General features: G+C 66.9%; 21 protein-coding genes, 3 tRNA genes and 1 other RNA gene. 12 read left to right on the forward strand and 13 right to left on the reverse strand.

Annotated elements, in window-relative coordinates:
• Positions 1-274 precede the first annotated feature (274 nt).
• Positions 275-371: signal recognition particle sRNA small type (gene ffs, locus ACYU8W_RS14795), an RNA gene on the forward strand.
• Between the two features lie 80 nt (positions 372-451).
• Here ffs and ACYU8W_RS14800 read toward each other — a convergent pair.
• Positions 452-538 (reverse strand) — tRNA-Ser (locus ACYU8W_RS14800).
• Between the two features lie 29 nt (positions 539-567).
• Positions 568-1,245: a MerR family transcriptional regulator gene (locus tag ACYU8W_RS14805; protein WP_499470232.1), complete on the reverse strand. Its 678-nt coding sequence runs from the start codon at positions 1,243-1,245 to the stop codon at positions 568-570.
• A gap of 211 nt (positions 1,246-1,456) precedes the next feature.
• On the opposite strand from ACYU8W_RS14805, the gene ACYU8W_RS14810 reads away from it, so the two are divergent.
• Positions 1,457-2,278 (forward strand): LytR C-terminal domain-containing protein, encoded by an 822-nt coding sequence (locus ACYU8W_RS14810; RefSeq protein WP_499470234.1) that lies wholly within the window; start codon positions 1,457-1,459, stop codon positions 2,276-2,278.
• Positions 2,279-2,291: 13 nt separating this feature from the next.
• Here the strand turns inward: ACYU8W_RS14810 and ACYU8W_RS14815 are convergent, their stop codons facing one another.
• The gene (locus ACYU8W_RS14815) at positions 2,292-3,785 is read right to left on the reverse strand and encodes a helicase HerA-like domain-containing protein (RefSeq protein ID WP_499470407.1); all 1,494 of its coding nucleotides are present in this window, start codon (positions 3,783-3,785) and stop codon (positions 2,292-2,294) included.
• A 270-nt stretch (positions 3,786-4,055) separates the two neighbouring features.
• Here ACYU8W_RS14815 and ACYU8W_RS14820 point away from each other — a divergent pair, with 270 nt between their 5' ends.
• Both ACYU8W_RS14820 and ACYU8W_RS14825 read left to right on the forward strand, forming a co-directional pair.
• Positions 4,056-4,580 (forward strand): LytR C-terminal domain-containing protein, encoded by a 525-nt coding sequence (locus tag ACYU8W_RS14820; RefSeq protein ID WP_499470235.1) that lies wholly within the window; start codon positions 4,056-4,058, stop codon positions 4,578-4,580.
• Between the two features lie 91 nt (positions 4,581-4,671).
• Entirely contained in the window at positions 4,672-5,265 is a 594-nt protein-coding gene (locus ACYU8W_RS14825; RefSeq protein WP_499470409.1) for an alpha-hydroxy-acid oxidizing protein, read from the forward strand.
• Here the strand turns inward: ACYU8W_RS14825 and ACYU8W_RS14830 are convergent.
• Together ACYU8W_RS14830 and ACYU8W_RS14835 are read right to left on the reverse strand one after the other, a co-directional pair.
• Complete coding sequence (locus ACYU8W_RS14830; RefSeq protein ID WP_499470237.1) at positions 5,178-5,621, reverse strand: VOC family protein; 444 nt, start codon at positions 5,619-5,621, stop codon at positions 5,178-5,180. The genes ACYU8W_RS14825 and ACYU8W_RS14830 overlap by 88 nt on opposite strands.
• A 115-nt stretch (positions 5,622-5,736) precedes the next feature.
• Positions 5,737-6,126, reverse strand: coding sequence for a helix-turn-helix transcriptional regulator (locus tag ACYU8W_RS14835; RefSeq protein ID WP_499470239.1), 390 nt, complete (start codon positions 6,124-6,126; stop codon positions 5,737-5,739).
• Between the two features lie 54 nt (positions 6,127-6,180).
• Between ACYU8W_RS14835 and ACYU8W_RS14840 the strand changes: the two genes are divergently transcribed.
• A tRNA-Ser gene (locus ACYU8W_RS14840) sits at positions 6,181-6,270 on the forward strand.
• Between the two features lie 54 nt (positions 6,271-6,324).
• Here ACYU8W_RS14840 and ACYU8W_RS14845 read toward each other — a convergent pair.
• The 4 genes from ACYU8W_RS14845 to tadA form a co-directional block, all read right to left on the reverse strand.
• A complete protein-coding gene (locus ACYU8W_RS14845) occupies positions 6,325-7,098 on the reverse strand; it encodes an acetoin reductase (protein ID WP_499470241.1) in 774 nt (257 codons plus the stop codon).
• 10 nt (positions 7,099-7,108) lie between these two features.
• Positions 7,109-8,896, reverse strand: a complete 1,788-nt coding sequence (locus tag ACYU8W_RS14850) for an NAD(P)/FAD-dependent oxidoreductase (RefSeq protein ID WP_499470243.1) — start codon at positions 8,894-8,896, stop codon at positions 7,109-7,111.
• Positions 8,897-8,985: 89 nt separating this feature from the next.
• A complete protein-coding gene (locus tag ACYU8W_RS14855) occupies positions 8,986-10,158 on the reverse strand; it encodes a GAF domain-containing protein (protein WP_499470245.1) in 1,173 nt (390 codons plus the stop codon).
• A gap of 90 nt (positions 10,159-10,248) precedes the next feature.
• Complete coding sequence (gene tadA, locus ACYU8W_RS14860) at positions 10,249-10,734, reverse strand: tRNA adenosine(34) deaminase TadA (protein ID WP_499470247.1); 486 nt, start codon at positions 10,732-10,734, stop codon at positions 10,249-10,251.
• Here tadA and upp point away from each other — a divergent pair.
• The gene (gene upp / locus ACYU8W_RS14865; protein WP_499470249.1) at positions 10,733-11,374 is read left to right on the forward strand and encodes a uracil phosphoribosyltransferase; all 642 of its coding nucleotides are present in this window, start codon (positions 10,733-10,735) and stop codon (positions 11,372-11,374) included. The genes tadA and upp overlap by 2 nt on opposite strands.
• A gap of 4 nt (positions 11,375-11,378) precedes the next feature.
• Here the strand turns inward: upp and ACYU8W_RS14870 are convergent, their stop codons facing one another.
• The 3 genes from ACYU8W_RS14870 to ACYU8W_RS14880 all read right to left on the reverse strand — a co-directional run bounded on the left by ACYU8W_RS14870 (position 11,379) and on the right by ACYU8W_RS14880 (position 14,176).
• On the reverse strand, positions 11,379-12,623 hold the full coding sequence (locus tag ACYU8W_RS14870) for an MFS transporter (RefSeq protein ID WP_499470251.1): 1,245 nt from the start codon (positions 12,621-12,623) through the stop codon (positions 11,379-11,381).
• Positions 12,610-13,158, reverse strand: a complete 549-nt coding sequence (locus tag ACYU8W_RS14875; protein ID WP_499470252.1) for an ArsR/SmtB family transcription factor — start codon at positions 13,156-13,158, stop codon at positions 12,610-12,612. The genes ACYU8W_RS14870 and ACYU8W_RS14875 overlap by 14 nt, the downstream gene beginning before the upstream one ends.
• A 70-nt stretch (positions 13,159-13,228) precedes the next feature.
• Positions 13,229-14,176, reverse strand: coding sequence for a small ribosomal subunit Rsm22 family protein (locus tag ACYU8W_RS14880; protein WP_499470254.1), 948 nt, complete (start codon positions 14,174-14,176; stop codon positions 13,229-13,231).
• Between the two features lie 146 nt (positions 14,177-14,322).
• On the opposite strand from ACYU8W_RS14880, the gene ACYU8W_RS14885 reads away from it, so the two are divergent.
• From ACYU8W_RS14885 to ACYU8W_RS14910, 6 genes are all read left to right on the forward strand, one after another.
• Positions 14,323-14,496 (forward strand): hypothetical protein, encoded by a 174-nt coding sequence (locus tag ACYU8W_RS14885; RefSeq protein WP_168990104.1) that lies wholly within the window; start codon positions 14,323-14,325, stop codon positions 14,494-14,496.
• A gap of 4 nt (positions 14,497-14,500) precedes the next feature.
• Complete coding sequence (locus tag ACYU8W_RS14890) at positions 14,501-15,442, forward strand: PH domain-containing protein (protein ID WP_499470256.1); 942 nt, start codon at positions 14,501-14,503, stop codon at positions 15,440-15,442.
• 69 nt (positions 15,443-15,511) lie between these two features.
• Positions 15,512-16,090 (forward strand): peptide deformylase, encoded by a 579-nt coding sequence (gene def, locus ACYU8W_RS14895; protein ID WP_129624248.1) that lies wholly within the window; start codon positions 15,512-15,514, stop codon positions 16,088-16,090.
• A gap of 59 nt (positions 16,091-16,149) precedes the next feature.
• Positions 16,150-17,706, forward strand: coding sequence for a metallophosphoesterase family protein (locus ACYU8W_RS14900; RefSeq protein WP_499470258.1), 1,557 nt, complete (start codon positions 16,150-16,152; stop codon positions 17,704-17,706).
• A gap of 122 nt (positions 17,707-17,828) precedes the next feature.
• A complete protein-coding gene (locus ACYU8W_RS14905) occupies positions 17,829-18,989 on the forward strand; it encodes a hypothetical protein (RefSeq protein WP_499470260.1) in 1,161 nt (386 codons plus the stop codon).
• Positions 18,990-19,144: 155 nt separating this feature from the next.
• A tRNA-Arg gene (locus tag ACYU8W_RS14910) sits at positions 19,145-19,217 on the forward strand.
• 85 nt (positions 19,218-19,302) lie between these two features.
• Here the strand turns inward: ACYU8W_RS14910 and ACYU8W_RS14915 are convergent.
• Positions 19,303-20,982 (reverse strand): long-chain fatty acid--CoA ligase, encoded by a 1,680-nt coding sequence (locus ACYU8W_RS14915; protein ID WP_499470262.1) that lies wholly within the window; start codon positions 20,980-20,982, stop codon positions 19,303-19,305.
• Between the last annotated feature and the right edge of the window lie 74 nt (positions 20,983-21,056).

A 21,056-nucleotide genomic window follows, 5' to 3' on the forward strand; every position in this document is an offset into this window, starting at 1 on the left:
CAGGACCGACAGCCCACACCGGTCGACCCGAGCTGGGGACGAACGCCAGGAAAGGGGAAATGAGAGGACCCCTCGCGCACCTGAAAGAGCAGTTTGTCCTCTGGAGGCTCCTTCGGCGTTCGATCCGTCGCTCGTACCTCGCTGACGGCTCGAGCCGCCCCGCCTCCGTGTGCCGCCGCCGTGTGCCGCCTCCGTGTGCCTGGCCGTCGACTCACCCGGGTGCCGCCACGGCACCGCGATTGGGCCTGGGCGCGCGCCTGTTCTAAACTCCTCAGCAGACCCCTCGTGTGGTGATACCTCACTGAACTCCCCCAGGGCAGGAATGCAGCAAGGGCAGGTGAGCTCTTTCAGGTGCGCGAGGGGTCCTTTCATGCCCGTTGGGCCCTGAACATGAACAAGCCCCCGGCACCGAAGTGCCGGGGGCTTGTTCGTGATCACTGCGATCACCACGCGGAGGATGCGGGATTTGAACCCGCGAGGGGTTTCATCCCCAACACGATTTCCAATCGTGCGCACTAGGCCACTATGCGAATCCTCCAGGCCGGTCGAGGATACCGGGCCGGACGCTCAGTCCGAAATCGGCTCCAACTGGGGCGTCTCGGCGCCGGCACGCCGGGCGACATCGGATTGCGCGAGTCGGCGCAGCGTGATCAGCAACTTGTCGGAGACTGCGGTGCCGAGCACGGTGTTACGGACGGCGAGGGTCGCGTCGTCCGGGACGAGGGAGATGTCGACCTCGGCGATGTCGTGCGCCAGCCGAGCAAGGCCCACCATGTGCGCCATCGTCATACCCACGTCGGCCTCGGCGGCCACTTCCAGCTGGCGCTCGAGCAGATCGACCATCCGGTCACCGTCGCTGTACTCCCACCCGAGTTTGTCCAACAGCTGCCGGGCGAGTGGGTGCTCGCGCCGCGGGACGATCACCGGTGGGGCAAGTGACTTCTGGGCGGTCGCGAGCAGGCTGAGCCGGTCGACCTGCGGGTCGTTCATCGCGTCGACGACCATCTTCGTGGCCGCGATCGAGAGTCCCCCGACCTCGGTGAGCGCCCGGACGAGCCTGACCCGCTCCACATGGGAGTCGTCGTAGAAGGACTGGGTCTTGGCCTGCGCTTCGCCGGGATGCAGCAGCCCCTCGCGCAGGTAGAACTTCAAGGTGGCGATGGGCATCCCCGTCACCTCGGACAGTTCCGAGATACGCACTGCAAACCTCCTCGGGAAGCACCCGCGCTGCGGGTTCACCCTCACTATCGCTCTGGACGACCATTCGTTCGGGCTCGCCTCCCCCGGAAGCCGGGACGACCGTAGCAAAGTCTTCGCCCACCACCGCCCGCAGCTCTTGGGGAGTTCCTGCCAAATTCATTTGAAGCCGCGACTCATGAGCCTGACTCGACCGTCGAGCCGCCCGGACGTGTCCCGGGCACGGGCACGAGCCGGACGTGAAACAATCACGCTGGCTGTGACTGCGATCGTGAAGGGGACGACAATGCGCGACCGACGGTTGGCATGCGTCGGCTTCGTCGTCGGTATCGCCGTCCTCGTCACCGGGTGCAGCGACGACCCCGCACCCCAGAAACCCCGTGCGACCGCTGCGTGCCCGAAGACACTGCCGAAACCGTCGTTCACGGTGCCGCTCTCCCAGATCTACCTCAACATCTACAACGCCAGCGCCACCTCCGGCCTGGCTTCGAAGGCCGCGGGTGAACTGACCTGGCGCGGCGCTCACGTGCTGAAGACCGGCAACGACCCCAACCCCGACGGCCGACCCGAACCGCGTACCGCGGAGATCCGCCACGGCAGGAACGGCCGCCAGGTCGCGCTGAATCTCGCTTCCCAGGTACAGAACGCCGTCCTGTACCAGGACGACCGGAGCAACCCAACGGTCGACCTTGTCCTGGGCGACGCGTTCAAGTTCGTGCCGGTGCCGCCGCCGCCCGCGCAGAAGGTGACCGTGCGGGTGTACAACACGACGTTCAAGGGCGGACTGTCCGGCACTGTCGCTGCCGGGTTGCGCGAGCGTGGCTTCCAGGTCGCAGCCAACGGCAATGACCCCAACGGCGGCTACTTCCCCGACGACACCGCGATCATTCGGCACGGCGAATTCGGCGAGCCGGCCGCGCGCCGCGTGCAACTGTCCATCAAGGGCGCACGCCTGGTGAAGGACGGTCGCAAGGACGAGACCCTCGACGTCGTGCTGGGCAGCAAGTTCGAGGAGTTGGTGCCCGCCGCCGAGGCGACTCCGGCTCCCGCGAAACCGATTTCCGGACCGCCGGGCTGCTGATCAGAACCAGCGGTCAGCGACGACGCCGAGCCGTCCCGAACAGGCTTCGGGTGATCTCGCGTCCGATGACGGTGCCGGCCGAACGAAGCATCGATTTGAAGGCACTCGACTTCACCACCTGCTCGACCACTCCCGGTTCCTGCTCGCCCCGCCGGGCGGGCGGAGCTGCCGGCGCGGGCGGCTCCGGGTCTGCGGCTGCGGGTTCCGGCGCCGCCTCCATCCGTTTGTTCAACATCTCGTACGCCGACTCGCGATCGACCGCGGCGCCGTACTTGGCGTTGAACGGCGACGCGGAGACCAACTGATCCATCGTCGCTTCGGACGACGGCGCCATGAGCGAGGTCGGCGCGAGCATCCGCGTCCAGGCCACCGGCGTCGGTGCACCGTGCTCGCTCAGGACGGTGACGACAGCTTCACCGGTGCCGAGGGTGGTGAGCAGTTCCTCCAGGTCGTACTCGCTCGTCGGGAAGGTGCGGACAGTCCGGGTGAGCGCCTTCTGGTCGTCCGGGGTGAACGCGCGCAACGCATGCTGGACGCGGTTGCCGAGTTGGGCGAGGACGGCCTCCGGCACGTCCTTCGGCGTCTGTGTGACGAAGAAGATGCCGACACCCTTGGATCGGATGAGCTTCACCGTCTGTTCGATCGAGGCGAGGAACGCCTTCGACGCGTCCTTGAACAGCAGGTGCGCCTCGTCGAAGAAGAAGACCAGCTTCGGCTTCTCCGCGTCACCCACCTCGGGAAGGTCCTGGAAAAGGTCAGCGAGCAGCCACATGAGGAACGTGGAGAAGAGTTCGGGACGGTCCTGCACCTGCGGAAGTTCAAGACACGTGATGACGCCCTTTCCGTCCGGCGCAACTCGCATCAGATCGGCCGTGTCGAACTCCGGTTCACCGAAGAAGACGTCGGCGCCCTGGTCGGAGAACGTGATCAGCGAGCGCAGGATGACGCCGGCCGTCGCGGAAGAGAGGCCGCCGAGTTCCTTCAGGTCGGCCTTGCCCTCGTCCGAGACGAGGTGCTTGATGACCGCCTGTAGGTCCTTGAGATCCAGCAGCGTCAGTCCGCGCTTGTCGGCGTAGTGGAAGATCAGGCCGAGGCTGGACTCCTGGGTGTCGTTGAGACCGAGCACCTTCGCCAACAGAGTAGGTCCGAACGAGGTCATGGTGGCGCGGACCGGGGCGCCCTTGCCCCGTCCGCCGAGGGTGAGGAACTCGGTCGGGTAAGCGGTCGCGGTCCACTGTTGCCCGATGCCCTGCGTGCGATCGAGCAGCTTCTCGCTCGATTCGCCCGGCGTCGCCAGGCCGGAGATGTCGCCCTTGATGTCGGCGATGAAGACCGGAACGCCCTGGTTCGACAACTGCTCGGCCATCAACTGCAATGTCTTGGTCTTGCCCGTTCCGGTCGCGCCGGCGACCAGGCCGTGGCGGTTCATCATCGCCAGTGGCAGGCGCACCGGCGCGTCGGGATGCGGGGTGTCTTCGTCCATCGCCACCCCGAGCTGGAGGGCCATGCCCTCGAAGCCGTACCCGGACTTGATCTGGTCGAGTTGCGTCGCAGATTCGCTCACGGCGACGACTCTAGACTCAGATCACCTCCGAACACCGGCGAGCCGCCGGAACCGGCCGACCTAGACTGGCGCGGTGATCTCCCAGGCCGTGAGCGAAGTGCGCCCGTCCTTCGATCACGGCCTGGGGTGTCGTTACGGATCGACATGCCCACCGACATGGGCACCGATCGCCGCTGCACGCACTCGTCCACGTGATCTGATGGTGCCGATCTCATGAAGTACGCACAATCGACCGGACGCTCCCACGCCCGCGACCGCAAGCGCAGGCGTTCCCTCATGGTGCTCATCGGGGTCGGACTGGCCGTCGTGCTCGGATCGGCCTACGCGGCGGCGTACACCACCGGGATGATCCCGGGTAGTCGTCCGCCCCAGAAGCCGGCGAGCTGCTCATCCACGAAGGTCGTGCACGCCAACGCCGGGTTCGTCCTGAACGTCTACAACGCCTCCAGCGGCCAGGGCAAGGCCAAGGAGACGGCGAAAGCGCTGAAGGCGCACCACTTCACCGTCGGTGTTGTGAGCAACGACCCGTACCAGATGAAGCTGAAGACGGTCGGCCAGATCCGGTACGGCCCGAAGGGCGCAGCCAAGGCGAAGCAGTTCGTGCAACCCCTCGTGCCGGGCGCCCAGAGCATGACCGACGGACGCGACGACGACTCGATCGACGTCGTTCTGGGTGATGCCTTCCCGACGATCAACACCCCCGCGCCGACCACCAGCACCACCCCGCCCGGCTGCTGAACCAGGAGTCCCCGAGATGACCCAGTTGCCTTTCGGGCGCGAGTGCGCGGCGTGAGCCGCCTAGAACAGTCGATCTCCCTGCTGGGCAACGATTTCCCTCCCTCTGCTGACAGCCCCGATCGGTGTGGCCGAGATGGCACATCCCGATGCCGATCTCGCCGTCGCGCGCGGGGCGAAGGCCGCGGGTGTGCCGATGATCATCTCCTCGCAGGCGTCCGTGCCGAGGGAGCAGATCGGCGCCGAACTCGGCGATCACCCGCGTCGGTTCCAGCTCTACTGGAGCAACCAGCCGTCCGTCGTCGAGTCGTTCGTGCGACGGGCCGGGGCCATCGGTGCGGGCGCGATCGTGGTCACGCTCGACACGACCGTGCTCGGCTGGCGCACGCTCGACATCGATCGCGCGTACCTGCCGTTCGCCCATGGCCTCGGCATCGCGCAGTACACCTCCGACCCGGCGTTCCGCGCGCTCGTGGAGGAGCGGGTGGCGTCGGGCGTCACAGCCGAGGTCGACGGACGGCCGACCCCGGAGGCGGTGCGTTCGCTGCTGGCGATCACCCGGCATCACCCCGGCGGGTTCCGCGACAACCTGCGCTCGCCCTACCCGCGTGGGCCCTGCTGCAGGGTCTGGTTGATCCGCACCATGTTCCCGGCCGGGTCACGGAACGCGCAGTCGCGCACGCCGTAGAACTGGTCGGCCGGCTCCTGCAGCACCTCGGCGCCGCTGGCCCGCACGTGTTCGAACACTGCGTCGACGTCGTCGACCTTGAAGATCAGCGCACTGAGCAGCCCCTTCGCGGTCATCTCGGCGATGGCTTTCTTGTCCTCGTCGGAGTAGGGCATGCCGTCGGGCTGCTGGAGCGTGATCTCCATCTCGGGCTGGTTGGGGGTGGTGAGGGTCAGCCACCGGAAGCCGCCGTTGCTGACGTCAGTGTTGACGGTGAGGCCGAGCACGTCGCGGTAGAACGTGAGGGCCTTGTCGGGGTCGTCGACGAAGACGAACGTGTTGGTCAGGGTCAGGGAGGCGAGTGCTGTGTTGTTCATGCCGACAACGCTAGGCACGCGCCGCCGCGGACGCTTCTCGAAAACTGATCATTTGGTTTCTCCAGAGGTGGATCGTCGTTGCCATGAAAACGGTGATCGACCTCTGGACGCAGGTTCAGCGCCGCGGGCGGGTCATCTGCTTCGCGATGCACCCGGGCACCCCGACCAGTCCGTCGTGCGAGGCGGCCCGGTAGTCGCTCGGGGTCTGCCCGACCAGCTCGGTGAACTTCGCGCTGAACGAACCGAGCGAGGTACACCCCACCGCCATGCAGACGTCGGTGACGCTCAACTCACCGATGCGCAGCAGCGCCTGGGCGCGCTCGACCCGCCGGGTCATCAGGTAGGAGTAGGGCGTTTCGCCGTACGCCTTCTTGAACGAGCGCTGGAAGTGGCCGACCGACATCAGCGCATCGGCCGCGAGCGCGGGCACGTCGAGGGGCTGGGCGTAGTCGCGATCCATCCGATCACGCGCCCGCCGCAGCCGGACGATGTCCTCGTGCTCCACCGGTCCAGTCTGCCGGTTTGGGCCGAACGTCGTCCGTCGGGTATGTTCTTCGGCGGTGGCGTGTCCGAGCGGCCTAAGGAGAACGCCTCGAAAGCGTTTGTGGGTTAACCCCCACCGAGGGTTCAAATCCCTCCGCCACCGCCAGATGGAACGAGGCGCCCGCAGCGATGCGGGCGCCTCGTTCCGTTTGCCGTCTGACTAACTGAAGACCATTCCACCGTCGACCAGCACCGACTGTCCGGTCATGTAGTCCGAGTCGGGGCCAGCCAGGTACGACACCAGCTTGGCGACGTCGTCGCCGGTCGAAACGCGTCCGAGTGCGATGCCTGCGGCCATCGCCTTCATCGACTCGCCCTTGCCGACGTTGTTGATCGCGCCGAGATCGCGATCGATCTCCTCCCACATCGTCGTGTCGACGATGCCCGGGCAGTAGGCGTTGACCGTGATGCCGTGCTCGGCCCACTCCTGCGCGGCCGACTGGGTGAGCGCCCGCACCGCGAACTTGCTGGAGCAGTAGACACCGAGCAACGGAAATCCCTTGTGCGCCGCGATCGACGCCGCGCCGATGATCTTGCCGCCGTTGCCTTGGGAGATCATCTGCTTGGCGGCCTCGGTGTAACAGAGGAACACCCCTCGCCCGTTGACCGCGTGCACCCGGTCGTATTCCTCGGGAGTCACTTCGAGCAGCGCCTTGGTCTGGGCGATACCGGCGTTGGCGACCATGACGTCGAGCGACCCGAGTTCGTCGACGGTCGTGGCCACCAACCGGCGTACGTCGTCGGCCGATGACACGTCACCGGTGGCGGCGACGACCTTGCCGCCGTGGGCCCGCAACTCCTCGGCGGTGGCCTCGAGTGCGTCGGACATGTCGGGAAGGTCGGACACGACCAGGTCGTGTCCGTCGCTCGCCAATCGGTTCGCGATCGACTTGCCGATTCCGCGCGCTGCGCCGGTGATGTGGACGTTGGACATGACGGCTCCTTCAGGACAGGTGGACGGTTTCGGGGACGGCGTAGACGGGGGTGTCGAGCCCCTCCATGCGCGCCTTGAGCTGAATCGACAGGTAGCGCGAGTAGTGCCGGGACTGATGCAGGTTGCCGCCGTGGAACCACAGGTTGTCCTGCTTGGTGGGCTTCCACATGTTGCGCAGCTCGCCTCGCCACGGGCCCGGGTCCTTGGTCGTGTCGGAGCCGAGGCCCCAGCACTTGCCCACCTTGTCGGCGACCTCCTGGCTGATCAGCTTCGCCGCCCAACCGTTCATCGAGCCGTAGCCGGTGGCGAACACGATGAGGTCGGCGTCGAGGTGGCGTCCGTCGTCGAGCACCACCCCGGTCTCGTCGATGTGGTCGACGTTCGCCGGTGCGACGAGCTTGATCTCGCCCTTGGCCACCAGGTCGGAGGCACCGATGTCGATGTAGTAGCCGGAGCCGCGCCGCAAGTACTTCAGGAACAGACCGGAGTCGTCGTCGCCGAAGTCGAGCATGAACCCGGCCTTCTCCAACCCGTCGTAGAACTCCTTGTCGTTCTCGCGGATGACGTCGAAGGCCTGCTTCTGCACGCCCGGCAGCACCTTGTACGGGATCGAGGCGAAGATCAGGTCGGCCTTGTCGTGGTCGATGCCGTTGGCCAGCGCCTCCTCGGAGTAGAGCGGGCCGAGCACCTCGGTCATCAGCGACTGTGACCGCACGATGTGGGTGCTCGAACGCTGCAGCATCGTGACGTCGGCCCCGGCTCGCCACAGGTCGGCGCAGATGTCGTGGGCCGAGTTGTTCGAGCCGACGACGACGGCCTTCTTGCCGGCGTACGCGTCGCCACCCGGGTGCTGGGACGAGTGCTGGATCTCGCCCTTGAAGGTCTCCATGCCCGGCACGGTCGGCATGTTCGGCACACCCGACATGCCCGTTGCAAGCACCAATTGCGAGGGCTCGAGGGTGACCGGGGAACCGTCGCGCATCACCTTGACGGTCCACTTCTGGGTCGACTCGTCGTAGTCGGCCGACACGCACTCGGTGTTGCTCCAGTAGTCGAGCTCCATGATCTTGGTGTAGCTCTCCAGCCAGTCGCCGATCTTGTCCTTCGGCGTGAACACCGGCCAGTTCGCTGGGAACGGCAGGTAGGGCAGGTGGTCGTACCAGACCGGGTCGTGCAGACACAGGGAGTGGTAGCGGCCACGCCACTGGTCGCCCGGACGCGGGTGCTTGTCGATGATCAGCGTCGGCACCCCGAGCTGCTTCAACCGGGCACCGAGCCCGATGCCACCCTGACCGCCGCCGACGATGACCACGTACGGCTGGTCCTCGTAACCCAGGCGCGCCTGACGTTCCTTCTGGTGGTCGAGCCAGTTCTTGTCCTGGTTGGGGTTGCCGTGTTCGGCGCCGAGCGGACGCCGGGTGCCCCGGTTCTCAGGAAAGTCGACGAGTTCCTGCGAGGTGGTCAGCAGCGTCCATGCCTTGCCGTCGCGCAGCCGCACCAGGCCCTTGCCGTTGAACGCGTCGTTGTCGAACTCGAACCAGGCCTCGATCACGCCGTCGGCGTCGGCCGCTTCGGTCGCACGAATGTTCCTGGGGCGCAGGCCTTTCGCAGTGCCGTCGAGCATCGCGGTGATCTCGTCGGCGCCCTCGGCGGTGTGCAGGTTCCAGGTGAGCGTCACCAGGTCGCGCCAGTAACACTCCGGCCCGAACAGGTCGGTCACCGCGGCGGCGTCGTCCCCGCCGAGGGCTTGCTCGAACGAGCTCAGCCACTGCTGGGCGGTCTTCAGTTCATCGGTCATCACGGTCTCCTTCGAAGGTGATGTGGGTCACATCGCCGACGTTAGGAGTCAGGTGCGCAGCGAGAAAGCGTTGCAGAAGGTTGCAGCGGTCAGTCGATCGCGCACGGCACGGTGAAGCGGTAGGGCCGGCTCTCCAGCAGGCCGCCGACGCGGCGTCGCAACCGGGAGATCTCGGCCCGCACCGACACGGCGCTGCCGACCCCGAGCACGGTTTGCAGTTGGGCGACGCCGAGCCCGCCCGGCGCGGCCGCGAGCGCTTCGACCAGCACCACCTGCTTCGGGGTGAGCGCGAACCGCGCGTTCGCGGCGTCCGATGGGTCTTGCGCCTCCCCCACCTCCAGGGTCGGACGCGGGTGCCGCACCAGCCGTAGCCGCGGCTGCGGCGACTGAGTCGGGTGCAATGCCCAACCCGACCCGACCGGCACGCACTCGAAGCTGCCGAACGCGGGCAGCCAGATCGCACCGGAAGCGAATCCCCTTGGCGCCCAGACGCGTTCGGGCGCATCGATACCGCGGGCCGCCGCGACCCAGCCGTACCTGTCGACAACCAGCGCGGCGCGCTCGTCTGCGCCGGCAAGGTCGCGCAGCGAGCGGCGATGGCTCAATGTGAGTTCCGACTCGACGGCCCGGACGGCGCTGGTCACCAGCGACAGGGTGTGCGGGTGGGCGCTCGCGAGCGGCCCGGACAGCGTGATCGCTCCGATGACCGCGGTCGAGGCGGGGTCGCGGATCGGTGCGCCGGTGCAGACCCAGCGGTGCTGGTCGGGGTTGGAGTGCTCCGCACCGAACAACTGGATCGCTCGTCTCTCCGTGAGCGCGGTGCCGAGCGCATTGACGCCGACGAGGTCTTCGGTCCAGCGGGCACCTTCGACGAACCCCAGCCGTTCCGACTCGGCGCGCACCGGACGTGGCCCGTCGACCCACAGCACGACTGCGTCGGTGTCGCAGACGACCATCTCGTTGCTCGACTCGACGGCCGTGTCGAGCAGCAACTGACGCAGCGGCTCGACCGCAGCCGCGAGTACCACTGAGGCGTCCCGCCGCTCGCGCACCTGGTCGACAGCGAGCGTGCCGATGGAACGAGCGGCTCGGTGCTCGGGCTCGTGGCGCGCCCATGCCCGCGCCACCTCGGGGCGCAGGGCGTCAGGGACCAGCCGGCTGCGCTGCCATTGCTCGTGCAGGCGCGCAAGATCCGCGGCCTTGTGCCGCAAGTCGTCGAGAGCACGGACGGCTGGCGTCACCGGCAAGGTCGGGCTGCTCATCGGACTCCTGGGGTCGGGCGTGTGCGACCAGTCTGACCTATCGGAATGTGATCTGCACCACTTGGTGGGCCCTGGGGTGAGGAGTCGCAATCAGCCCTTGCGCCGCCGCCGAGCGCGGAAGAAGTCGGTGAGCAACTGCGCGCACTCTGCTTCACGCACCCCGCCGGCCACGGTCAGCTTGTGCGGGGAGCGGTTGGTCGCCACGACGTCCCACACGCTGCCGCACGCGCCCGCCTTCGCATCCCATGCCCCGAAGATCACCCTCGGGATGCGGGCCTGCATCACCGCACCGGTGCACATCAGGCAGGGTTCGAGAGTGACGACAAGGGTGCAGCCGTCGAGGCGGTAGTTGCCGTGCGTCTCAGCCGCCGCACGGATCGCGACGATCTCGGCGTGTGAGAGCGGGTCGTTGATCGCGACCCGCGCGTTGCGTCCCGTGCCGATCACCACGCCGTCCGCATCGAGCACCACGGCCCCGACCGGCACGTCGTCAGTGGCGAGCGCGGCACGCGCCTCGTCGAGCGCGATCTGCATCCAGTCGTCGGCGGCGGCGATCACCCGTAGAGTCTGGTCCATGCGTGTTCTGGTCGCCAATCACCCGCTCATCGCCCACAAGCTCACCTACCTGCGGGACGTGCGCACCGACTCCCCCACGTTCCGGCGCCTGGCCGAGGAGCTGATGACGCTGCTGGCCTACGAGGCCACCAGGGACGTGCGGGTCGAGCCGTTCGAGATCAACACCCCCGTCGCCCCCACCACCGGTATCAAGCTGTCATCGCCGAAGCCGCTGATCGTGCCCATCCTGCGTGCCGGCCTGGGCATGCTCGAAGGCATGGTGCGGCTGTTGCCGAGCGCCGAGGTCGGGTTCCTCGGCATGCAGCGCGACGAGGAGACACTCGAAGCGGTCACGTACGCCAACCGCCTTCCCGACGACCTGTCCGGCCGCCAGGTCTACGTGCTCGACCCGATGCTCGCCACCGGTGGTTCGCTGGCCATGGCCATTCGTTACCTGGCGGAGCGCGGCGCGGACGACGTCACCGCGGTCACGCTGCTGTGCGCGCCCGAAGGCATCGAGTTCATGGAGAGGGACCTCGCCGAACTCGAGATCCCGATCACGCTGGTCACCGGCTCGATCGACGAACGTCTCAACGAGCAGGGCTTCATCGTCCCGGGCTTGGGCGATGCGGGCGACCGTCTGTACGGCGTCGCCGACTGACCGGTCAGGTGAGCAGCGGCTCGTCGGCGTGCTCGGGAAGCCGTTCCATCGTCCGGATCGAGTGCACGGCGAGCGTCGACAGCGCGATGAGCGCGTAGAGCACGCCTGACGCGATCAACAGCGGCTTGAGCGGGACGGCAGTGGCGAGGACGCCGAACACGAGCATCCCGATCGGCATCGCGACGAACGAGCCGACCATGTCGTAGCTGACCACCCGCGACAGTACGGTCGGCGGAATGCGTTCTCCCAGAGCGACATTCCAACCGGTGCCGAACGTCTCGATACCAGCGCCACAGGCGAACGCGACGATCATCATCGGCGCAGTGACCGGATGAAGACCGAGCATCGCGATCATCAGGGCGGCTCCGACGCCGATCCCCAGCATCCCCGCGCGCAACGGCCGCAGGACGTGAAGCCGCAGGAGCACGAGCGACATCAACAGCATTCCCGCCGCCTCGGCTCCCATCACCCAGCCCCAGCCCTCGATCCCGAGGGTCTCGGTGTTCTTGGCGACCAGGGGGCCGAGGACGAGGATCGCGCCGGACTGGATGGCGTTCATGAAACCGAACGCGACGACGATCACCCACAACCAGGTGCGGGATCGGAACTCCGTCCACCCCTCGCGCAGTTCGTGGACGATGCCGGTGCCGCTGCGCACGACGCCCGGCAGCTTCACCGGCAACAACAGCAGACTCGCCACGACGAACGACGCCGCGTCGATCGCGAGCGCCCACGGCGCCCCGCCCAGCGCGACCAGCATCGCGCCGAGGACCGGCCCGAGGAACTGTGCGGAGTTGCGGACGAAGGCCATCAGCGCGTTTGCCTGCTGCAACCCTCGCCGCGGCACCAGTTGAGGTACGAGTCCCTGCACGGCGGGTTGGGCGAAGGCGCTCGTCGCACCGGCGAGGGCTCCGAGCCCGACCAGGATCGAAACGGTCGCCCGATCGGCGAACAACAGCCACGAGGTCACCGCGAGAACGGTCGCCGAGGACAGGTAGGTCGTCTGCAGCACGACGCGTCGGCTGAAGCGATCGGCGACGACCCCGCCGAACAACGCGCACAACACGTTGGCGCTGATCTGCGCGGCGAGCACCTTCGACAGAGCGGATGCCGAGTTGTCGACGTGCAGCACGGCGAACGCATATGCCACCGAGGTCATCATGCTGCCGAAGCGGTTCACGCTGGAGGCGAAGAAGAACCAGCGGAAGTCCTTGTGCTGCAATACTCCCCACGAGTCAACGAGTCTCATCGCCGCGCTCCATCGCAAAAATCCAGGTGGTGAAGGAGACGTGTTCGGCGCCGTCCGCGCGCGGCTCGAGGGCGCGGTCGTGCACGAGCAGCGAGACCTCGCCGAGCAAGTCACGGACCTTCTTCAGATCGTCCGGCGTCAGCCACACCTCGGCGTCCGCGAAGAAGTTGTCGCCCTTGGCAGCAGCGGGGATACGACGTCGCAGTTCGCCGTCAAGGGCTTGTCGCACCTGCTGCATCCGCCCGGGGTCCGGCCCGTGCGTCGGCAGACCCTTCTGGCGTTCTAGATCGACCCGGGCGACGTACCGGTACTTCTTGGCGATCCCACCACGCACCTTCTCGGTGGACGCCACTTCGAGCTCACCGGCGTCCGCCAACCGCCGCAGGTGGTAGCTCGCATTCGCCTGAGTGATGTCGAGTTCACGGGCGACCTCGGCAGCGCTGAGCTCGATCCCGGTCAGCAGCGACAGGATGCGCAGCCGCACCGGGTGCGCCCAGGCGCGGGCCGACCGCAGTTCTTCACCTCCCAAAGACATGTTTGGAAGTCAACCAGCTGTGACGCTCGACTGTCAAAGGTTTCTTTGGTAGTTGCCGGACGCGGCTGGGTCAGACCCAGGGGTCGCCCCACCGCAGGTCGCGGGCCTGCTTGTACGCATCCCCCTGCTTCTTGGTGACGACCCGTCGACCGGTCTCGCCCGCGGCATCACAGACGGTCAGATCGACGAACCCCTTGCGCTTGCCCGGGTGCCGCAGCACGCGCGCACCGGACGGCGAAGCACCGGAGCGGACGGCGAACACGAACGAGAACTTCTCGTCCTCGTAGCTGAGATCGCCACCCTTGATCTGTCGGTGCATCGCCGAACGCTCGACCCGCGCGGCGAAGTGGCACCAATCAGGTTGTCGCACAGGGCATTCCCTCGACTGCGGACAAGGAGCCGCGATCGTCCAACCCGAATCGACGAGTTGTGCACGGGCGGCAAGGATCCGCTGATGTCCGTCCGGCGTGCCCGGCTCGATCAGGAACACCGCCTCGGACGCCGACGACCACATCGCGTGGACCAGCGAATCCCGCTGCGTCTCGGTCAGCTCCGAGAGCACGAACGACGCCATTACCAGGTCGGCAGCCGGCACCGCCGATCCGACCCTCCAGGTCTCGAAACGAGCATCGAACACGGACGAGGACAGGCGCTGCCCGCATTTCAACGCCGCGTCCACCTGGTCGAGCACACGCACCGACGAGGGCTCGAACACCGACGCAGCCGCCCACGCCCCGGCGCCGGTGCCACCACCGAGGTCGACCACCGAGTCGATCCGGCCAACGAAGCACAACGAGGAAAGCGCGAGCGCCCGCTCACATGCGGCGTAGGTCGCCGGCATTCGATACGCCGCGTACGCAGCCACGTCCGCGTCGGTCGCAAGGATCGGCGACTGCGCCGCCCCACCTCGCCGGTAGCGCTCTGACAGCCGCGCCGTCGCGGCCGCGAGCGTCGCGCGGGGGCGTCCGGCGAGCTCGTCCTCGAGAGCCGAACGCAACACCGGAGCCAGTGAGTTCACGGGTCGAAGCGTACGACCACCGGCACTGCGACACTCCCGGGCGGTGGCCACTCCAGTCACAGCCGTCACATCGCTGGCAGAATGAGCCGCGCAAATGTGCTCGTCTTGAGCGGGCTGTCCCGCTCGCTCATCAACCGGAGGGTCCCATGGCGACCGAGAAGATCAAGAGGATCACCATCTGGGTGCTCTTCGCCTTCGTTCTCTATGCCATCTTCACCAGCCCTGACAAGTCCGCCGACATCGTCCGCAACATCTGGGACCTCCTGGCCTCCGGGGTCGAGAACATGGGCGACTTCTTCAAGGCCATCATCGGCAAGTAGCGTCATGCCACGGCGTCCCCTCGACGATCCGAGCAACACCCGATCCTCGTGGGGTGACCTGGTCGACCCGCGCGGCGCGCAGACGATGCGCCGCTTCCTGGTGCACGGCGAACGGATGGTCGTCGTCCACCGTCCGCACTGGGCATCGCTCGCCGGCACCGTCTTCTCGTTGCTCGCGGGCTTCGCGATCACGCTGTTCGTCGGGTTCACGGCACCGCCCTCGTTCGGGGTCGTCACGAACGCGATGTGGTATGTCCTGCTCGCGATGCTGGCCTACACGGTCATCGCGGTCTGGCTCTGGACCCGCGACTGGTTCATGGCCACCGATCAGCGGCTGGTCTGGCGACGCGGCATTCTCAACCGCAAGACCGCGATGATGCCGCTGGCCAAGGTGACCGACATGTCGTTCAACCAGCCCGTCATCGGACGCATCCTCGGCTATGGCGAGTTCGTCATGGAGTCCGCGGGCCAGGAGCAGGCACTGCGCCTGATCACCTACATTCCGCACCCCGAGGCGTCCTATCGGGCGATCTGTGGCGAACTGTTCAGCCATCCGGACGAGGACGCGATGCCGGTGATGGTGCCGACCACGGACGCGTACGACGACCGCGCCGACGACACTGATCCGTTCCTGCCCCGTACGTCCTCGACCTCGACCCGCACCGCCACGAGGACCGCACCACCACGTCAGCCTGCGGGCGGGCGACCGGTCCCCCACGTCCCCGAGTCCGACGTCGCATCCCGCCTCGGCACTTATGTCGACCGTTACCGCGACAAGGCACGCACTCCGATGCGCGAACGCCTGCTGCGCGGCCCGCAGGTCACCGAGCCCGCACCCGACCACGAGAACGCGTCCCAGATCGACACTCCCTTCCAGGGCGACAGTTGGTCGGTGAGCCATGAGGACGCGTCCCCGCCGCAACGCATCGACCGCCGCGACCACTGAGCACTCGACGCCTCGGAGCGCGTGCGAAACTTGGTCGCTGATCCGTCACCACCCAGGAGAACCACGCACATGGCCGTCCGTCCCATCACGATCATCGGGCACAAGGCGCTGCACCAGCCGACCAAGAAGGTCAAGGAAGTCACGGACGAGATCCGGACGCTGGTCGCCGACATGTTCGACACCATGGAAGCGGCCAACGGCGTCGGCCTGGCCGCCAACCAGGTGGGCGCCCGCCACCGCATCTTCGTCTTCGACTGCCCGTCCGAACGGGGCGAGGACGACAACTTCGTCGGCGTCGTGGTGAACCCCGTGCTGGAGAAGGGGGTCGTGCCGCCCGGAGAGCCGGACGAGGACGACGGCCTGGAGGGCTGCCTGTCCGTACCCGGCGAACACTTCCCCACCCCGCGAGCCGAGTGGGCCCGCGTCACCGGCACCGACCTGGACGGTAACCCGGTCTCCTACGAGGGCGAGGGACTGTTCGCACGCTGCCTGCAACACGAGACCGACCACCTCGACGGCAAGCTCTACCTCGAGCGCCTCACCCCGAGCCAGCGCGACCTGTCGCGCCAGGCCCGCAAGGAACGCGGTTGGGAAGCGGAGGGCGTCACCAAGTGGGACCCGGCCACCCAGAAGGCCGACGACGTCTGATCCCAAGTTCACTGTGCCGTTTCCCGCCGAGGACGCCGGTGATTTGGTCGGGTTGAGGAGTGAAGGCTCCACAGATCACCCGAAGCAACGCGCTCAGCGCCGGTAGGTGGGCGCTCGCGACGCTGTTGCTTGCCGCATTCGGGTACGTCGGTGGGGTCGGGATGACCAGCATGTTCCCCACCACCGTCGAGACGAAGTTCTACTCTGCGGACGTCCGGATGGGGCTGGTGCCCGACTCCACGGTCCGCCTGCCGACCCTGCTGGGCGACGTGTCGGTCGGCTTCGACGGCCCCTTGCCTGCCCCGGGCATCATCGTCGACGCCCAGTTGCGCAAGGACGTCACCGAGGCCTTTGCCGGCCGGACACCGACGCCCGCACAGTTCCAGCCGAGCCCCGCAGAGCTGGACACTGCTGTCCGTGCCGGGCTCACCGGGGTGGCCTGGCGGTTCGTCCTCGGCCTCGCCCTCACCGCCGGAGCCCTGCTCGTTGCGCGGCGCGCCTGGCGGAACCCGCGCGCGAGTCTGGTCACGGCGGCCGGCGCGCTCGCGCTCTCGCTGGTCGCACCGGCCCTCGCCGGTTACGTGACCTACCACGAGCGCCACATCGGCGAGGTCCGCACCACGTCGCTGTTGAGCATGGCGCGCAACGACATGTCGATCCTCACCGATCTGGAGAAGCGCACCTCCGAGTCCTCGCGGTACATCACCAGCGTGCTCGCCCTTTCGAGCGCCCTGCAGACCAAGTACGCGCCCCGCTCGACCGCTGCGCCGACCGCGCTGCGGGTGATGTTCGTGAGCGACATCCACGGCACGAACCAGTACGCATTGATGCGCGACATCATCCGATCCGAAAGAGTGGACGTCGTTGTCGACGCGGGAGACCTGATCAACTTCGGCAGTGTGCGCGAGGCCGAAGCCGCCGGCATCTTCCGGTCGATCGAGCGGCTCGGCGTGCCGTACCTGTTCGTCCGCGGCAACCACGACGCGACCAGCGCCACCGATACCGCGTTGCTGGACCGGATGAGCAAGGTGCCCAATGTGGTTACTCTGCAACCCAACTCACGCCTGTACACGAAGGTGACGATGGCCGGTGTGACATTCGGCGGCTTCAACGACCGGCGCTTTTACGGCGACGGCGACCCGAAGGACAACAGCATCCACTCAGGTGCCCGCAAGCACTTTCTGAGCACGTGGAAAGACAACGAGGTCCCGGCCCCGGACGTCGTGGTGGGCCACGAGCCGGGCGCGGTCGAGGACGGGTTCGAGGACGACCAGTTGCTGATCTCCGGACACACCCACACCCCGCATCGTGACGGGAACTGGATGACCGTCGGCACGTTCACCGGCGGCGGGCTCTTCGGCGCTCGCCTTGCACAGGCCGCCGAGAAGGGCACCGAGGTACAGACCCAGGCGTACTCGTTCGACATCGCCGAGTTCGACACCGGCTGCTCCTTGACCACCATGCGCCGCTACACCTTCACCGGCCTTCTGCAGGGCCGTCCCGAGTTGCAGTCGACCAACGTGTTGAGCGGGCGACAGTTCGTACCGGAAGCTGCAGACGATCGGCAGTGCGGAGGACCGGTCGAGCCGGTCACCGTGCCGGTACGCGGCGAGTAGCAGACGGGTTCCTTGTCAGTCGTCGTGATGGGTAGGTCTCCCCACCGCGGGAACGCCTGTTCACACGCCATCATCAGACCAACGAACTTCGCTCGCGCAATCACGAAACAAGGGGAAATGCCATGCGTAACAACACCGCTCGCCTGTCCAGCCTCATCCTGATCGCGATGGTCGGCTTCGGCACCACTGCCTGCAACAACGAGACCACGGGGCCCGGCTCACCGTCGTCCCCCTCGTCCCCCTCGTCCTCGTCGGGGCCGTCGTCCTCGCCGGAGGGTTCGTCGGCGTCGTCGTCCGGGTCGAGCAACTCCAGCAGCCCGTCCTCGCAGTCGACCGTGAAGTCGGGCAGTCTGAGCAAGGTCGCCGGCACCCCGTACGTGAAGTCGATCAAGGTGACCAACGGTCACGAGGCCATGTCGTACGCCAAGGACGGAACGGTCAAGTTCTTCGAGAGCGAGGACGGCACGTCGTGGAAGCAGGTCGGCTCCTCCAAGGCGCCCGAGTCGCACGAGCGGTCGACCCCGAAGATCGACGCCGCCGAACTCGGTGACTTCCACGCCGTCTTCGTCGTCAACAGCAGCCTTCCGGGCGTCGGTCACCGGTTCGCAGCCGGTTTCTCCAACGGCAGCGGAGTCTGGGGACCGCTCACCAAGGACGGCAACGATCTGGTGGTGAACACCAAGGGGTCGGACGCCACGTGGGGTCCGATCGAGCTCGGGTTCTCCGACCAGGGCCTGATCGAGACGTCCCCGTGGGACAACGACGCTTCCACCGCGGAGCGCACCGCACACCCGATCGTCCGCGTCTGGAAGGCGAACGGTGAAGGCACGTTCATCCTCAAGAGCGACAACGTCTTCCGCGCCGAACCGGTGACGGTCGAGCCTGCGGAGCCGAAGAAAGGCGAGGAGAACACCGGAGACGGACGCTTCACCGCGCGCATCGTGTCGGTCGACGGGAACAAGGTCACCTTCAAGCCGCAGGTCGACAACTGCGACCCCGAGCCGGAGGTGCCGTGTGGCCCCGAGGACGGCACCGCGCGCTCCGCGACCCTTGCCCCTGATGCCCGCGCGTCGATCCTGGTCGGCGTCAACGAGAACATCAGCGCTCCCCAGTGGGTGTGGACGCAGAGCGTGCACGGTGCACCGAACCTGTCGAACTACCGTGAGGGATCGTCCTACGTCGTCCCTTCGAAGTACACCGCCGCCGAGCAGACCAACACCGCGATCCTGCAAGTCAAGGACGGCCGCATCGTCGCCGCCGCCACCGTCAGCCCGGGTAACTGAGTGCGGGCTCGTCCGGCTCGAACCGTCCGCCGGTTGCGGGCCGGACGGGCGCCCGGCTTCACCGATCAGAGCGTGACGTACACCTCGTGCCCTCGATTTCTCATCGATCGAGGTGAGCAGGTAGAGTGTGACGTCGTTGCCAGTGATGGCAGCAAGCACCCGTAGCTCAACGGATAGAGCATCTGACTACGGATCAGAAGGTTTGGGGTTCGAATCCCTACGGGTGCACAGGTAATACCAAGAATCTGTGTTGAGACAGAGGATTCCAAGCCCCGACCGGCGGATGCGCCGGTCGGGGCTTCCTCGTTCTGACCTACTGGGCGGGTGCCCCAGTCTCCGCGACGTCGAGACCGCCCTCGGCGAAGCGCGACCGTAGTGCCTTCTTGTCGTACTTGCCGACGCTCGTCTTGGGCACCTCGTCGATGATCGCCCAGCGCTCGGGCACCTGCCACCGCGCGACGCGTCCGGACAGAAAGTCGCGCAACTGCTCCATCTCCACCGATTCGCCGTCCTTGATGACGACAGCGGCCAACGGACGTTCGCCCCACTTGTCGTCCGGCACACCGATGACGGACGCCTCGAGCACGGCCGGGTGCGCCATCAGATGGTTCTCCAGGTCGACCGAGCTGATCCACTCGCCGCCGGACTTGATGACGTCCTTGGCGCGGTCGCTCAGCAGGATGTAACCGTCGTAGGTCATCGAACCCACGTCACCCGTGCGCAGCCAGCCGTCGTCGAACTTGCTTGCCATATCGGCCAATTCGCCTTCGGCTTCGCTGCCGTTGCTGTAGTACGAGCCGGTGATCCACGGACCGCGGACCTCGACCTCGCCGACCGATTCCCCGTCCCACGGCTGCACCGAACCGTCCGGCCCCATGATGCGGGCCTCGACCCCGCCCATGATCCGGCCCTGCGAGGCGCGGTACTTCCAGTACTCGTCGCCGCCTTCCTCGAGACGACCGGGAGGGAACGCCAGGCTCGCCACCGGCGAGGTCTCCGTCATGCCCCAGCCCTGGATGATCTCCACGTCGTAGCGCTCGAAGGCCTTCATCAAAGCCGGCGGGCAGGCCGCGCCGCCGGACATCAGCATGCGGCAACTCGACATGTCACCACCCTTGGCGTCCAGGTGCTGCAGCAGTCCGTTCCAGATGGTCGGCACGCCCGCACCGACGGTCACCTGCCACTTCTCGATCATCTGAGCTAGCGGTTCGGGTTGCAGGAAGCGGTCGGGCATGAGCAGGTTGTCGCCCGCGAGCATCGCGGTGTACGGGTAGCCCCACGCATTGGCATGGAACAGCGGCACGACGACGAGCGCGGTGTCGGACGGCGTGAGCGCGAGCGTCAGGCAGCAACTCATCGCGTGGATGTAGTTCGAGCGGTGCGAATAGGCGACGCCCTTGGGGTTTCCGGTGGTGCCGGAGGTGTAACACATGGACGAGGCGTCGTTCTCGTCGACGTCCTTGGGCCACTCGAACTCGTCCGACCGACCGGCCAGCAACTCGTTCCAGTCGTGCACTGCCTCGACGTGAGCAGGCGCCCCCAGGGCCTCACGGACGGCGTCGTCGACCGGTCCGTTGACGATGACGTGCCGGATCTTGGGCAGGTGCTCCAGCAGCTTGCTGAACGGCTCGGCGAGGGTGTTGTCGACGACGACGACCTCGCTGCCGCCGTGGTTGGCCGTGTAGATCAGTTGCTCGGGGAACAGTCGGATGTTGAGGGGGTGCAGCACCGCCCCCATCGACGGGACGGCCAGGTAGGCGACGAGGTGCTCGGCGTTGTTCCACATGAAGGTCGCGACGCGGTTGTCACCGTCGATACCCATGCCCCGCAACGCATTCGCGAGCTGTCGACACTGTCGTCCGATCTCGCTGTACGTGACCTCCCGTCCCCCTTCCGGCGTCCAGGTGATGCATCTGCTCTCGGCGTGCACCGTGGTTCCGTACTCCAGCAGGGACGAGATCAACAGGGGCGGCGACTGCATGGTGCTCTTCATGGACAGAGCTTGCCATTTCCGGCCGCGATGATGTGGCGTGAATCACAGCAAGCCGCTTCCGACTTTGCGAAAGT

This window comes from Yimella radicis (genome assembly GCF_054778255.1).

Excerpts from the sequence above, each read along its gene's own strand:
- ACYU8W_RS14815 (WP_499470407.1), bottom strand. The coding sequence starts at position 3,785 with ATGGCCCTCCAGCTCGGGGTGGCGATGGACGAAGACACCCCGCATCCC.
- ACYU8W_RS14820 (WP_499470235.1), top strand. The coding sequence starts at position 4,056 with ATGAAGTACGCACAATCGACCGGACGCTCCCACGCCCGCGACCGCAAG.
- ACYU8W_RS14830 (WP_499470237.1), bottom strand. The coding sequence starts at position 5,621 with ATGAACAACACAGCACTCGCCTCCCTGACCCTGACCAACACGTTCGTC.
- ACYU8W_RS14845 (WP_499470241.1), bottom strand. The coding sequence starts at position 7,098 with ATGTCCAACGTCCACATCACCGGCGCAGCGCGCGGAATCGGCAAGTCG.
- ACYU8W_RS14850 (WP_499470243.1), bottom strand. The coding sequence starts at position 8,896 with ATGACCGATGAACTGAAGACCGCCCAGCAGTGGCTGAGCTCGTTCGAG.
- ACYU8W_RS14855 (WP_499470245.1), bottom strand. The coding sequence starts at position 10,158 with ATGAGCAGCCCGACCTTGCCGGTGACGCCAGCCGTCCGTGCTCTCGAC.
- upp (WP_499470249.1), top strand. The coding sequence starts at position 10,733 with ATGCGTGTTCTGGTCGCCAATCACCCGCTCATCGCCCACAAGCTCACC.
- tadA (WP_499470247.1), bottom strand. The coding sequence starts at position 10,734 with ATGGACCAGACTCTACGGGTGATCGCCGCCGCCGACGACTGGATGCAG.
- ACYU8W_RS14870 (WP_499470251.1), bottom strand. The coding sequence starts at position 12,623 with ATGAGACTCGTTGACTCGTGGGGAGTATTGCAGCACAAGGACTTCCGC.
- ACYU8W_RS14875 (WP_499470252.1), bottom strand. The coding sequence starts at position 13,158 with ATGTCTTTGGGAGGTGAAGAACTGCGGTCGGCCCGCGCCTGGGCGCAC.
- ACYU8W_RS14885 (WP_168990104.1), top strand. The coding sequence starts at position 14,323 with ATGGCGACCGAGAAGATCAAGAGGATCACCATCTGGGTGCTCTTCGCC.
- ACYU8W_RS14890 (WP_499470256.1), top strand. The coding sequence starts at position 14,501 with ATGCCACGGCGTCCCCTCGACGATCCGAGCAACACCCGATCCTCGTGG.
- def (WP_129624248.1), top strand. The coding sequence starts at position 15,512 with ATGGCCGTCCGTCCCATCACGATCATCGGGCACAAGGCGCTGCACCAG.
- ACYU8W_RS14905 (WP_499470260.1), top strand. The coding sequence starts at position 17,829 with ATGCGTAACAACACCGCTCGCCTGTCCAGCCTCATCCTGATCGCGATG.
- ACYU8W_RS14915 (WP_499470262.1), bottom strand. The coding sequence starts at position 20,982 with ATGAAGAGCACCATGCAGTCGCCGCCCCTGTTGATCTCGTCCCTGCTG.